Below are 12,877 nucleotides of genomic sequence, written 5' to 3'. Positions count from 1 at the left end.
TCGTGTCGCAAAAGACAGCTTGCCGCAGCGGTTTCTTTGCCGCCGCTGCCGACGGTTCCATCTCGCCGCAACTCCCTCTATAAGCCGCCTTCATCGTCCCGTTTCAAGGATCAGCCGTTTGTTTCGTTTCTTCCGCTCGACGGAGAACCAGCGCCTCGTTGCGAGGTTGGTCAGGGAATCCTTCCGACAGCATATGTTCGGATATGGCGCCGCCATAGTGTCGATGCTGGTGGTGGCGGGCGCGACAGGTGCCAGCGCGTGGATCTTGAGTGAGATTACGAACGAATTCGTCATCTACAAGAGACTTGATCGCGTCAACTCAATAGCCGTCGCGGTCGCTGTAATCTTCATCTTCAAGGGCGTCGCCAACTTCGTCCAGGCCTATTTCATGAGCCGCGTCGGCAACGCCATCATCGCCGATCGACAGCGCAAGATCTACGACCGGGTCCTGGCGCAAGGCATCGAATTCTACCATTCGACCTCATCGTCCGACCTGATTACTCGCATGACCAACAATGCGCAGGCGGCACGCAGCGTCCTTGACCTCGTTGTCACGTCCTACGTTCGGGATCTGGTAACGCTGGTCGTGCTGGTTCTGGTGATGGTCTGGAAACAACCGGTACTCTCTCTGATCTGCTTCGTGATTGGGCCAATAGCCATCTACGGTGTCAACCGCATCCTGAAGCGTGTCCGTAAGTTCGCCGCGATGGAATTCCGCTCGGTCGGCCAGATCGTGCAGGTGATGCAGGAAACCGCGATCGGCGTGCGCGTGGTCAAATCCTTCAACCTCGAAGGTCTGATGCGCAAGCGCATGTACAAGGCGGTGGCGGACGTCGAGGACCGGGCCAACAACATTGCCGCGCTGGAAGCGGTGACCAGCCCGGTGATGGAGACGCTGGCCGGGCTGGCGATCTCGGGCGCCGTCTTTGTCAGTGGATTCCTGGTCCTGCAGGGTGGGCAGATGCCAGGCAACATCATGACCTTCATCGGAGCCCTGTTGCTCGCCTATGAGCCCGCAAAGCGGCTGGCCCGCGTGCGCATCTCACTGGAAACCGGCATTGTCGGCGTGCGCATGATGTTCCAGCTCGCCGACGAGCCGCTGACGCTGGCCGAGACGCCAGATGCAAGGCCGCTTCTGGCCGGACCGGGCGAGATCCGGTTCGACACTGTCAGCTTTGCCTACCAGAAAGGCCCGCCGGTGCTGGACCGGTTCGACCTGACCCTCGCGCCCGGCAAGATGACGGCGCTGGTCGGACCTTCCGGCAGCGGCAAGTCGACGATTTTGAACCTGATCATGCGCATGTACGACCCGCAGAGCGGCAAGGTGATGTTCGACGGCCAGGACATCTCTCACGCGACGCTCGCCTCGCTGCGGGAAAAGATCGCCTATGTCAGCCAGGACACGTTCCTGTTCGCCGGCACGATCATGCACAACATCCGGCTTGGTCGCCAGGACGCGACCGACGCCGAAGTGATCGCCGCCGCCAGGGCCGCCAACGCGCATGACTTCATCATGGCGCAGGCAAAGGGCTACGAGACGGATGTCGGCGAGAATGGCGGCCTGCTGTCCGGCGGCCAGCGCCAGCGCATTTCAATCGCGCGCGCCATGCTGCGCAATGCCGAGATCCTGCTTCTGGACGAAGCGACCAGCGCGCTCGACGCCGAATCGGAAGCGCTGTTTCGCGACGCGCTGCAGCAACTGACGGAGGGGCGTACGACGATCGTCATCGCGCATCGCCTGTCGACCGTGCATCAGGCCGACACGATCGTGGTGCTCGAAGCCGGCAAGGTGGTGGAGAGCGGCCCGCACCGGACCTTGCTCAAGCAGGGCGGGCTCTACCAGAAGCTTTATGAGTACCAGCTGATGCCGTAGAGGCAGAGCTTCTTCCTTCCTCCCGTGGGAGAAGGAAAAAACGCTACTCCGGCACGAACCTGACCGCGCCCTTGGCCGCGCTGGTCGCCATCGAAGCATAGGCGCGCAGCGCCGTCGTCACCTTGCGCTTGCGCTTTTCCTCGGGTTTCCAGGCCGCGGCGCCTTTTGCTTCCATCGCCGTACGGCGGGCGGCGAGTTCGGCGTCGCTGACGGCGAGGCGGATGGTGCGGTTGGGAATGTCGATCTCGATCGTGTCGCCTTCCTGCACCAGCCCGATCGTGCCGCCCTCGGCGGCTTCCGGCGACGCATGGCCGATCGACAGTCCCGACGTGCCGCCGGAGAAACGGCCATCGGTGACCAGAGCGCAGGCCTTGCCGAGGCCCTTCGACTTCAGATAGCTGGTCGGATAGAGCATTTCCTGCATGCCGGGCCCGCCGCGCGGCCCCTCGTAGCGGATGACGACGACATCGCCGGCCTTGATCTCGTTGGACAGGATCGCCTTGACGCTGGCGTCCTGGCTTTCGAACACGCGGGCCGGGCCGGTGAACTTCAGGATCGATTCATCGACGCCGGCGGTCTTCACGATGCAGCCGTCGAGCGCCAGATTGCCTTTCAAGACGGCGAGGCCACCGTCTTTCGAGAAAGGTGTTTTCGCCGAGCGGATGACACCTTTTTCCCGATCGAGGTCGAGCTCGTCCCAGCGGCGATCCTGGCTGAAGGCGACCTGCGTCGGCACGCCGCCGGGAGCGGCGAGGAAGAAGTCGCGGACATTCTGGCTGGTCGTGCGGGAAATGTCCCAATGGTCGAGCGCCTCACCCAGCGTTCGCGTATGCACGGTCGGCAAATCGCGGTTGATCAAGCCAGCATTGTCGAGCTGGCCGAGGATCGCCATGATGCCGCCGGCGCGGTGGACGTCCTCCATGTGCACATCCGCCTTGGCGGGAGCGACCTTGCACAGCACCGGCACCTTGCGGGACAGCGCGTCGATATCGTCCTGATCGAAGTCGACTTCGCCCTCATGCGCGGCGGCCAGGATGTGCAGCACGGTGTTGGTCGAGCCGCCCATGGCGATGTCGAGCGTCATGGCGTTCTCGAAGGCGCCCTTCGAGGCGATGTTGCGCGGCAGCGCCGTCTCGTCGTCCTGCTCGTAATAGCGCTGGGCCAGATCGACGATCAGGTGGCCGGCCTCGACGAACAGCCGCTTGCGGTCGGCATGCGTGGCCAGCGTCGAGCCATTGCCGGGCAGCGACAGCCCGAGCGCCTCGGTCAGGCAGTTCATGGAATTGGCGGTGAACATGCCCGAGCAGGAACCACAGGTCGGGCAGGCCGAGCGCTCGATGACTTTGACGTCCTCATCGGAGATCTTGTCATCGGCGGCCGCGACCATGGCATCGACCAGGTCGAGCGCCTGCGTCTTGCCGGCCAGCACCACCTTGCCGGCTTCCATCGGGCCGCCGGAAACGAAGACGGTCGGGATGTTGAGGCGCAGCGACGCCATCAGCATGCCGGGGGTGATCTTGTCGCAATTGGAGATGCAGACCATGGCGTCGGCGCAGTGGGCGTTGACCATGTATTCGACGGAATCGGCGATCAGCTCGCGCGACGGAAGCGAATAGAGCATGCCGTCATGGCCCATGGCGATGCCGTCATCGACGGCGATGGTGTTGAATTCCTTGGCGACGCCGCCGGCCTTTTCGATCTCGCGCGCGACCAGCTGGCCGAGGTCCTTGAGATGGACATGGCCCGGCACGAACTGGGTGAAGGAGTTGACCACAGCGATGATCGGCTTGCCGAAATCCGAGTCCTTCATGCCGGTGGCGCGCCAGAGGCCACGGGCGCCGGCCATGTTGCGGCCATGGGTGGTGGTGCGGGAGCGATAGGCAGGCATGATTTTTCCTTAGGTAGCTGGCCGCGCTCGATGGGAGCGTGACGGCGCTGAATTCGGACCGCAGGCGTTATAGACGCCGAAGCCTGGTCTGGCCACAATTTTGCAATGCGCCAGATTTGTCACAAAAAATCGCGGCCGCTGTCGGATCCCGCTCCGTCCCAACGTCCTTTGGCCGTAACCAGATCGACACCAACCGGAAATCCGCACCAAGGAGAGACGCATGCAAAAGATCACCACCTGCCTGTGGTTCGACGGCCAGGCCGAAGAGGCGATGAACCATTATGTATCCGTGTTCAAGAATTCCAAGGTGCGGAGCGTGATGCGATGGCCAAAGGGCCACGCTGACGAAGGCAAGGTGCTGGTGACCTCGTTCGAACTCGACGGCGTGCCGTTCCAGGCGCTCAATGGTGGACCGCAATACAAATTCACCGAGGCGATGTCGCAGTCGATCGACTGCAAGACCCAGGAAGAGGTGGACCATTTCTGGGAGAGGCTCACCGAGGGCGGCGGCGAACCCGGCCCCTGCGGCTGGCTGAAGGACAGGTTCGGCGTCTCCTGGCAGGTGGTGCCGGAGCAACTGCCCAGGTTGCTTCAGGATCCCGACCGGGCCAAGGCCAGCCGAGTGATGAATGCGATGATGCAGATGGGCAAGATCGACATCGCCAAGATCGAAGAGGCGGCCAGAGGGTGAGTGAAGGGCATCGCTGCAGCCAAGGTCTTTGTTCGAACGACTAATCGTTGAAGTCGGCGCCGCCCCTCATCGCCCTGCCGGGCACTTCTCCCCGTATGGGACGGGGAGAAGGGGCTGGCCGCAACCTCGGTGCCTTTCTTGCGACTCTGGTAGTTGGCGAAACCGGTGATGAGAGCGTCCCTCTCCCCGTCCCTATACGGGGAGAGGATGCCGGCAGGCTGGTGAGGGGCGGCGCTAACGCGCCCGGATAGGTGAAATTCAACCATACGCCGTCCGCGCTCAAGCCGCCTTCTCGCGGACCTGATAGTCCTTGATCGTGGCGAAGCGGATCGCCTTCCAGCGTTCCGCTTCATAGTTCAGCGAGAAGGCATGCTGGGCAAGGAACACCGGGTCGTTGTCGAGGTCGCGGGCGATGTCGCCGCGATGCGCCTCGATGAAGCGAAGCACCTCGGCCTTGTCGTCGGCCGAGATCCAGCGGCAGACCGAAAAGCGCGACATCTCGAATTCGACGGGCAGCGTGTATTCGAAGTTCAGCCGCTCCTTCAAGACGTCGAGCTGCAGCGCGCCGACGACGCCGACAATGGCCGGCGAGCCGTCCTCGGGCGAGAACAGCTGCACGACGCCCTCCTCGGCCATCTGGTGCAGCGCTTCCTTGAGTTTCTTGGCCTTCATCGCATCGCCCAAACGGACACGGCGCAGGATTTCCGGGGCGAAATTCGGCACGCCGCGGAACAGGATTTCCTCGCCCTCGGTCAGCGTGTCGCCGATGCGCAACGTGCCGTGGTTGGGAATGCCGACAACATCGCCCGCAAACGCCTCGTCAGCGGTGACGCGGGTGCGGGCAAAGAAGAACTGCGGCGCCGACAAGGACATCGGCTTGCCGGTGCGCACCAGCTTGGCCTTCATGCCGCGCTCGAGCTTGCCCGAGCAGACGCGTACGAAAGCGATGCGGTCGCGATGGTTGGGATCCATGTTGGCCTGGATCTTGAAGACGAAGGAGGTCATCTTGTCCTCGGTCGCCTCGACCTTGCGGGTGTCGGCCTCCTGCGCGCGCGGCGGCGGCCCATAGGCGCCGAGCGCCTCGATCAGGTCGCGCACGCCATAGTTGCGCAGCGCCGAGCCGAAATAGACCGGCGTCAGGTGGCCTTCGCGGAAGGCGTCGATGTCGAGCGGACGGCAGGCTTCGCGCGCCAGTTCCAGTTCCTCGATGAAGGCCTCGCGCTCGTTCTCCGGCAAAAGGCCGGCGACGCGGTTGGAATCGGGACCGTTGACCGGCGTGCGCTCCTTCTCGTCGTCGCCCTTGCGCACCGCGTTCAGCGCCAGGTGGTAGGTGCCGGAGAACGTCTTGCCGCGGCCGATCGGCCAGGTGATGGGTGCGGTATCGAGCGCCAGCTTCTGCTCGATTTCGTCGAGGATCTCGAACGGATCGCGGCTTTCGCGGTCCATCTTGTTGACGAAGGTGATGATCGGGATGTCGCGCAGCCGGCAGACCTCGAACAGTTTCAGCGTGCGTGGCTCGATGCCCTTGGCGGCGTCGATGACCATGACGGCCGAGTCGACCGCCGACAGCGTGCGATAGGTGTCGTCGGCGAAATCCTCGTGGCCGGGCGTGTCCAAGAGGTTGAAGACATTGTCCTCGTACTCGAAGGTCATCACCGAGGTGACGACTGAAATGCCGCGCTCGCGCTCGATCTTCATCCAGTCGGACCGGGTCTGGATCTTGTCCTTCTTGGCCTTGACCTCGCCGGCAAGCTGGATGGCGCCGCCGAACAGCAGCAGCTTCTCGGTGAGCGTCGTCTTCCCGGCGTCCGGGTGCGCAATGATCGCGAAGGTGCGGCGGCGGGATACCGCTTGTTCGATGTCTTCAGCCAATGTCTGGAATCCTGTCTGTGGCGCGGGCTTCTAGCAGCGCTTCTTGGGCCTGTCGAACAGTTTTGGGCAGATAGGCCTTGCCCAATATGGTAACGGCTCACAGAAATAGCACCCAAAATCCGGCGAAGGTCCAGCATGAGCACCGCGAAACAAGTGATCGTCATCGGCGCCGGCATCATCGGCGCGTCCATCGCCTGGCATCTGACCAAGGCGGGCGCGCTGGTGACGGTCATCGCCGACAGTGCTGCCGGCGGGGTCGCGACGCCGAACTCGTTTGCCTGGATCAATGCCAGCTGGGGCAATCCGGAGCCGTATTTCCGGCTGCGCACCCGCGCGATGGCCGAATGGACGCGACTGGCGAAAGACCTCCCCGGCCTGCCGCTCAGTTGGTGCGGCGGGCTGTGCTGGGATCTGCCGACGGCCGAGATGGAAACCTATGCCGCAGAACATTCTTCCTGGGGTTATGGCATAGAGCGTGTCGACCGCGCCAGCGCGGCGCGCATTGAGCCCAATCTCACGGAGCTTCCGGATTTCGCCTTGCATGTCGCCGAGGAGGGTGTCGCGGAGCCGGTCGCAGCCACGCAAGCGTTGCTGGCTGACGCCGAACGGCGCGGGACGCGGATCATCACCAGCACGGTCACGGCGCTGGTCCAGTCGGACGGCAAGATTACCGGCGTCGACACATCGCACGGCGTGATTGCCGCCGACGAGGTGGTGATCGCGGCCGGCGTCGGCTCGCCGGATATTGCCGCGACTGCCGGCATCAACCTGCCGATCGAGACACCGCCCGGGCTGATCGTCCATTCGCGGCCCAACGAAAAACTGCTCAACGGGCTGGTGCTGGCCGAACGGCTGCACATGCGCCAGACGGCGGAGGGCCGCATCATCGCCGGCTCGGATTTCGGCGGCGCCGACCCAGGCATCGATCCGCAAGCCACCGCTCGCGAGCTGTTCGCGGCCATGAAAGCCATGCTGCGCGGCGGCGACGGACTGGAGCTGGATTTCCACACGGTCGGTTACCGGCCGACGCCGATCGACGGCTTTCCGATCATCGGCCGAGCCGAGGGCATGGACGGTCTTTATGTCGCGGTCATGCATTCGGGCATCACGCTGGCGCCGGCGGTCGGCCTGTTCGCCGCCAGGGAAATCCTCGACGGCGAGCGCGACCCGCTGCTTGCCCCATACGGTTTGTCGCGCTTCGCTCAATAGGCTGGCGGACGGCGAAAACCGCCGGTGAGCGGCTCGATCGCCGCTGCAATGCCGAGCAGCCGCGACTCCGACCAGCGTTTGCCGACCAGTTGCAGTCCGATCGGCAGGCCGTCGCTGTCCTGCCCGCACGGCATGGAAAGCGCTGGATGGCCGCTGTAGTTGAAGACCGCGCCATAGGCCGGCAGCATCCAGTAGCTCTGCTCCTTGCCGTCGACCTTGATCGGCGTGCCAGGCTCGCAATGCGGGAAGGCCGTGGTCATGGAGACCGGGCAGAGCAAGGCGTCCCAGCTTTCGAAAAACCGGTCCCAGGCGAGAATGGATTGGTCGCGACGGGCGAGCGCCTCGAACCAGCGCGAGATGGGTGTCGGTTGCTCCGGCGGCTGCGCGGCCTCCATCATCATGCCGATCAACGCGCCGCCCTGCTCCAGATCGTCGTGCAGATCGGGCCTGGGCAGTTTCGCTTCCTCGACGGTCGCCCCTGCCGATCGCAACTGTGTTGCGAGGTTTTCGACCGCGGCGCTGATCTCGCCGGCCACCGGGAAGCCTGGAAAGGACGGCGCGACGGCGATGCGCAATGCCTTGAGGTCGAGCTTTCGCATGGCCTCGACCGGCACCGGCGCAAGGTCGGTATCGCTCCCGTCCGGCCCGGCGATGATTTGATAGATCAACGACAAATCTTCCACGCTGCGCGCCAGCGGCCCGAGGCAGGACATCAGCCGCACGCTGCGCGCGGCGCCTCCCGGATCGGGAAAGGCGCCGGCCAGCGAGATGCGGTGTTCCGTCGGCTTAAGGCCATAGACGCCGCAGAAGGCGGCCGGCAGCCGGATCGAATCCTGCATGTCGGTGCCGACATCGAAGGGCGTCATCCCGGCGCAAAGCGCCGCCGCGGCACCGCCGCTGGAGCCTCCCGCGGTGCGGTGGATATTCCAAGGGTTGCCGGTGCGGCCGAACAGCGGGTTGTTCGACTGCCAGTCCGACAGCATGGTCGCGACATTGGTCTTGGCCATCAGCACGCCGCCGGCCGCCTTCAGCCGGGCGACGACCGGACTGTCATGCCCGGCGACATAATCGGCGAAGGGCGGGAAGCCGACCGTGGTTTTCATGCCTGATGTCTCGTGCATGTCCTTCAGCGTGAACGGCACGCCGTGCAGCGGCCCGGGCGCCTCGCCGCGCGCCAGCGCAGTGTCCGCCTTCCTGGCGCGCTCGCGGGCCCCGTCCCTGTCGAGCGAAATGACGGCGTTGACCGCTCCATTGTGGCTGTCGATCTGCTCCAGATGCGCGTCGAGCACTTCCACGGCGGAGATTTTCCGCGCGGCGATCGCGGCGGCGAGATCGACGGTTGAGCAAAAGACGATGTCCATGATCAAGGCTCCGGCTTGGCGCACTCGCCCAGGTCAAGATGGCGGACAGCGGCGCGACTTCAAGCCAAGTCGAGCATTCGAGCATCGGCTGCGCTTGACCGGAATTGCGCAGCTGGAACTGTTGAAGTCTGCGCTTGCCGCAAAATCAGAAAGCTGAAGGCCTATCCCACCAGCGCCAGCTTCGCCGCGGCCGGGGCAAAGGGGCCAATGGTGATGCCGTCCCTGGTCATGGTGACGAAGCTCGACGGCGGGATCGCCTGCCAGTCGCCACCCTCGCGATCGAAGGGTTCGGAAACGATGCAGCGGCCGCCCCTGCGCAAGACGGAGGTGTAGAGCGTCGGCGCGTGATCGTCGGTCGCATAACGCACCGCATGCAGCGCCTGCCCGTCCGAGAAGGCGGCTGTGAGTTTCAGCGCCGGCTCGAGACCGGCGCGGCGCGAAGCTTCGAGCACACGGCTGGTGGCACGGGACACGGCGCCTTGCGGATCGGTGGCTAATCCTTCGTCGATCAGCAGCAGGAAGAACAATTCGGAATCCGTGGTGCCTTCGCGCTGGTCGAAGACCGCGTCGCAGAGCGAGTTCTCCAGCGCGCGTCGGATCTTTTCAAAGCCGCCAATCTGACCATTGTGCATGAACGACCAGGGACCTGAGATGAAGGGATGGCAGTTCATGCGGCTGGTGGCGCCGCCGGTCGACGCCCGCACATGGGCAAGGAACAGGCCGGACTTGATCTGCCGGCACAGGCTTTTCAGATTGGAGTCCGACCAGGCCGGCAGGATATCGCGGTAGTGCCCCGGTTCGGGCCGGTCGCCATACCAGGCGAGGCCAAAACCATCGCCATTGGTCGGCGATTTCGCTTCCTGGGCGCAATGGCTCTGGGCGATCAGCGAGTGACAGGGCGCCGTGAGGATGTCTTCGAGAAAGACCGCTTCACCAAGATAGGCCGCCCACCGGCACATCGCATCAACCGTTCTCTAGGCGCGATCCATGAGAGCCGCGGGCTCCTTGATCGCGTGTTTGCCTCTGTTGTGCGTCCGCTCGTAAAGCTCGCGAACGATTCGGCTGGCGGTAGTCTCAAACAGAAATGGCAAGAAAGCGTGAACGAGCGCGGCCCCCGCCGCCATCAGCAACCGCGACGAGACCCAGGCGGCAAAGGCCATATGGCCGAAATAGGTTTCGCCGACCTTGGCCGGATGAGAGGTGAAAATCCTTGCGAGCCTTGCCGACATGCCGGTCCCCTTCAGCGCTTGAGTTTCTGATGATGAGTATCCTGACACGCTTCGCAGGTTCATTGGTCTCAAAATGTCCTTGTATTTAGCCATTTCATGGGACAAAAATCCCACATGACGTTGGAAATCGACGAAATCGACCGAAAATTGCTGGCTGAATTGCAACGCGACGGCACGCTGTCGGTCGACCAGCTGTCGGAACGGGTGGCCCTGTCGCGCAATGCCTGCTGGCGCCGGGTCAAGCGGCTGGAGGAGGATGGCGTCATCACCGGGCGGGTGGCGCTGGTTGATGCCGACAAGCTCGGGCTTGGCCTTTCGGTGTTCATCCTGATCCGCACGTCCAACCACGATCCGGACTGGTTGCAGAAGTTCCGGGCGGCGGTAACCGGCCTTCCCGAGATCATCGGCGTCTATCGCATGTCCGGCGATCTCGACTATGTGCTGCGCGCCCGCGTCGCCGACGTGAAAGCCTACGACCGGCTCTACCAGCGGCTGATCGCCAAGGTGGCACTGTCGGACGTTTCCGCCTCCTTCGTGATGGAGGAGATCAAGGAGACGACCGTCGTTCCGATGGAACTGCGCTAGATCACGGTGATGCCACAAAGAAAGCCGTTGATAGCCTTGCGGGCGAATTGACCGAATCGGCATTCGCGCCGATAGGATCGGTTTTATGCGCGCAGCCCTCCACACTCCCTCCGTCATCGGTCCGACCGTCGGCTTCGTCAGGTTGCCGCACGGTGAAGGACTTCCCCTCCCCGCCTATGAAAGCACCGGCGCCGCCGGCATGGATTTGCGGGCCGCGGTGCCCGACGACCGGCCGCTGCTGATCCTGCCGGGAAAACGCGCTTTGGTGCCGACCGGGTTGATCCTTGAAATACCGGAAGGCATGGAAGGCCAGGTGCGGCCACGTTCGGGCCTTGCCTTCAAGCATGGCCTTACCGTTCTCAACACGCCCGGCACCATCGACAGCGACTATCGCGGCGAGGTGAAGGTGCTGCTGATCAATCTCGGCGACGAGGACTTTGCCGTGACGCGCGGCATGCGCATTGCCCAGATCGTCTTCGCGGCGGTGACGCAGGCAGCGGTGGAAGAGCGCACCCTGGCCGGCGGAACGGCACGCGGCTCGGGCGGGTTCGGATCGACCGGCACCGCCTGATGCATGGGGCGCTGCCAAAACTCGTTATCTTCGACTGCGACGGGATTCTGGTCGATACGGAGAACCTCGCCAATCGGCGCCTCGCCGAATGGCTGACCGCTGCCGGCTATCCGACAAGCTTCGAATATTGCCGCAAGAACTTCTCCGGCCGCAGCATGGCATCGGTGCAGAAGGAGATCGAGGAAGAGACCAGCGTCAGGCTCGGCGCCGATTTCGTCGATCGCTGGAATGCCGGCCTACCCGACCTGTTCGCCCACGGGGTCGAGGCCGTCCCTTACGTCCATGACTTCATCGAAGTGGTGCGCGCGGCCGGCATCGCCTATTGCGTCGCCACCTCGGCCAGGGTGTCGAAGATGCACATAACGCTTGGTCAGACCGGGCTGTTGCCGCTGTTCGAACACGCGCTGTTCAGTTCGACCATGGTTGGGCGCGGCAAGCCGTTTCCCGACCTGTTCCTGCATGCGGCGAAGACGATGGGCTTTCCGCCCGCCGACTGCATCGTCATCGAGGACAGCGTCGCCGGAACGCAGGCCGGCATCGCCGCCGGCATGCGGGTATTTTCCTATCATGGCGATCCCTGTTCCGACCGCGACGGGCTGGTCCAGGCCGGCGGCATCCTGTTCGACGACATGCGCGAACTCGCCGGACTGGTGCCGATCCACTGATCTGATCGTCAGCGCGCGGCTGTACGCCTCGATTGTCCGTGCTAGCTTGGCGCCGCCAACTCGAGGCCACGCATGAAACCCACCCTGCTTCGCTTCGTTCTCGCTCTTTTGCTGCCGCCGTTTCTCTGGACGGCAGCCAGCGCGCAGGCCGTCAGCTTCCCGGAACTCGGCAGCGCGCTGCCCGGCCACAAGGACGTCACCTATCTCGACCTGGCCAGGATGGTCATCCCTGACCTGAGCGCGGACGGTGACGGCTTCTACAAGGGTGGGTCGCCGATCGACATGCGCCACATCGAGGGACCCGATAGCGGCGGTTCGCCGCCCGACGCGTCGAGCCTCCCTAATGCAGCGGTGCTCGACATAAGGGCCGGCGGCAAGGATCGGCTGGCGATGCTGTTCGACCTCGGCGATTCTCCCGACAGCGCCGAGGGCTATGCGGTGCTGGCGCTCTACGACAGCACCGCCAAGCCGAGACTGCTCGACGCCGTCAATGTCGCCGTCGACCGCAGCACCTATTTCCGTGATCCGGGCAAGCTTTCCGTCAGCCCCAACGACGACGTGCTCATCACCATGAGCACGCATTTCAATTCGAATCAGGGCTATGTGAGCACGCCGCTGATCATGGTTCGCAACGACCGGTTCGAACTGATCGACATGATCCATACGTTCGACGAGAACCTGTGCGCCTACAAGCGCACGCAGGATATCGCCTTCCAGCCGATCACCGACAAACCTTATGCCGCGATCAAGGCGACGGTGACCGACGCCACCATGCCGAGCGGTGAAGACTGCGACGAGGCACCGCCGGGGGCTTCATCGCACGAGATTTCCGTCACCTATCGCTGGAACAAGAAGACATCGCGTTACGTCAAGGATTCCGACGCATTCGAACGTTTGTCAGCAGAGAACGCCAAACGCTTCTGAACCAATCGC

General features: G+C 63.7%; 12 protein-coding genes. 7 read left to right on the top strand and 5 right to left on the bottom strand.

Going from position 1 to position 12,877, the window contains the following annotated elements; translation table 11 throughout:
* Window positions 1-118 precede the first annotated feature (118 nt).
* Complete coding sequence (locus tag OOJ09_RS15380) at window positions 119-1,873, top strand: ABC transporter ATP-binding protein (protein ID WP_269906001.1); 1,755 nt, start codon at window positions 119-121, stop codon at window positions 1,871-1,873.
* A 43-nt stretch (window positions 1,874-1,916) separates the two neighbouring features.
* On the opposite strand, the gene ilvD is transcribed toward OOJ09_RS15380, so the two are convergent.
* The gene (ilvD, locus tag OOJ09_RS15375; protein ID WP_269906000.1) at window positions 1,917-3,761 is read right to left on the bottom strand and encodes a dihydroxy-acid dehydratase; all 1,845 of its coding nucleotides are present in this window, start codon (window positions 3,759-3,761) and stop codon (window positions 1,917-1,919) included.
* Between the two features lie 220 nt (window positions 3,762-3,981).
* On the opposite strand from ilvD, the gene OOJ09_RS15370 reads away from it, so the two are divergent.
* On the top strand, window positions 3,982-4,452 hold the full coding sequence (locus tag OOJ09_RS15370; protein ID WP_269905999.1) for a VOC family protein: 471 nt from the start codon (window positions 3,982-3,984) through the stop codon (window positions 4,450-4,452).
* Between the two features lie 279 nt (window positions 4,453-4,731).
* Here OOJ09_RS15370 and OOJ09_RS15365 read toward each other — a convergent pair whose 3' ends face one another.
* Window positions 4,732-6,324, bottom strand: coding sequence for a peptide chain release factor 3 (locus tag OOJ09_RS15365; protein ID WP_269905998.1), 1,593 nt, complete (start codon window positions 6,322-6,324; stop codon window positions 4,732-4,734).
* Window positions 6,325-6,459: 135 nt separating this feature from the next.
* Between OOJ09_RS15365 and OOJ09_RS15360 the strand changes: the two genes are divergently transcribed.
* On the top strand, window positions 6,460-7,533 hold the full coding sequence (locus OOJ09_RS15360) for an NAD(P)/FAD-dependent oxidoreductase (protein ID WP_269905997.1): 1,074 nt from the start codon (window positions 6,460-6,462) through the stop codon (window positions 7,531-7,533).
* Here OOJ09_RS15360 and OOJ09_RS15355 read toward each other — a convergent pair.
* From OOJ09_RS15355 to OOJ09_RS15345, 3 genes are all read right to left on the bottom strand, one after another.
* The gene (locus tag OOJ09_RS15355; protein WP_269905996.1) at window positions 7,527-8,894 is read right to left on the bottom strand and encodes an amidase; all 1,368 of its coding nucleotides are present in this window, start codon (window positions 8,892-8,894) and stop codon (window positions 7,527-7,529) included. The two genes, OOJ09_RS15360 and OOJ09_RS15355, sit on opposite strands and share 7 nt — an antisense overlap.
* 161 nt (window positions 8,895-9,055) lie before the next feature.
* Window positions 9,056-9,853, bottom strand: coding sequence for a class II glutamine amidotransferase (locus tag OOJ09_RS15350; RefSeq protein ID WP_269905995.1), 798 nt, complete (start codon window positions 9,851-9,853; stop codon window positions 9,056-9,058).
* A 15-nt stretch (window positions 9,854-9,868) separates the two neighbouring features.
* On the bottom strand, window positions 9,869-10,123 hold the full coding sequence (locus OOJ09_RS15345; protein ID WP_269906265.1) for a DUF6356 family protein: 255 nt from the start codon (window positions 10,121-10,123) through the stop codon (window positions 9,869-9,871).
* Between the two features lie 114 nt (window positions 10,124-10,237).
* Here OOJ09_RS15345 and OOJ09_RS15340 point away from each other — a divergent pair, with 114 nt between their 5' ends.
* The 4 genes from OOJ09_RS15340 to OOJ09_RS15325 all read left to right on the top strand — a co-directional run bounded on the left by OOJ09_RS15340 (window position 10,238) and on the right by OOJ09_RS15325 (window position 12,868).
* Window positions 10,238-10,708 carry an Lrp/AsnC family transcriptional regulator gene (locus tag OOJ09_RS15340; protein WP_269905994.1) on the top strand — a complete coding sequence of 157 codons (471 nt, stop codon included), beginning with the start codon at window positions 10,238-10,240 and terminating at the stop codon, window positions 10,706-10,708.
* A gap of 85 nt (window positions 10,709-10,793) precedes the next feature.
* On the top strand, window positions 10,794-11,279 hold the full coding sequence (gene dut, locus OOJ09_RS15335) for a dUTP diphosphatase (RefSeq protein WP_269905993.1): 486 nt from the start codon (window positions 10,794-10,796) through the stop codon (window positions 11,277-11,279).
* Window positions 11,279-11,944, top strand: a complete 666-nt coding sequence (locus OOJ09_RS15330) for an HAD family hydrolase (RefSeq protein WP_269905992.1) — start codon at window positions 11,279-11,281, stop codon at window positions 11,942-11,944. The genes dut and OOJ09_RS15330 overlap by 1 nt, the downstream gene beginning before the upstream one ends.
* A gap of 72 nt (window positions 11,945-12,016) precedes the next feature.
* On the top strand, window positions 12,017-12,868 hold the full coding sequence (locus OOJ09_RS15325) for a hypothetical protein (protein ID WP_269905991.1): 852 nt from the start codon (window positions 12,017-12,019) through the stop codon (window positions 12,866-12,868).
* Window positions 12,869-12,877 lie beyond the last annotated feature (9 nt).

The organism is Mesorhizobium qingshengii (assembly GCF_027563465.1).
In the GTDB taxonomy this organism is placed as follows: Bacteria; Pseudomonadota; Alphaproteobacteria; order Rhizobiales; family Rhizobiaceae; genus Mesorhizobium; species Mesorhizobium qingshengii_A.
The sequence above is the reverse complement of the archived record's forward strand: the minus strand, read 5'-3'. Positions and strand labels throughout refer to the sequence as shown.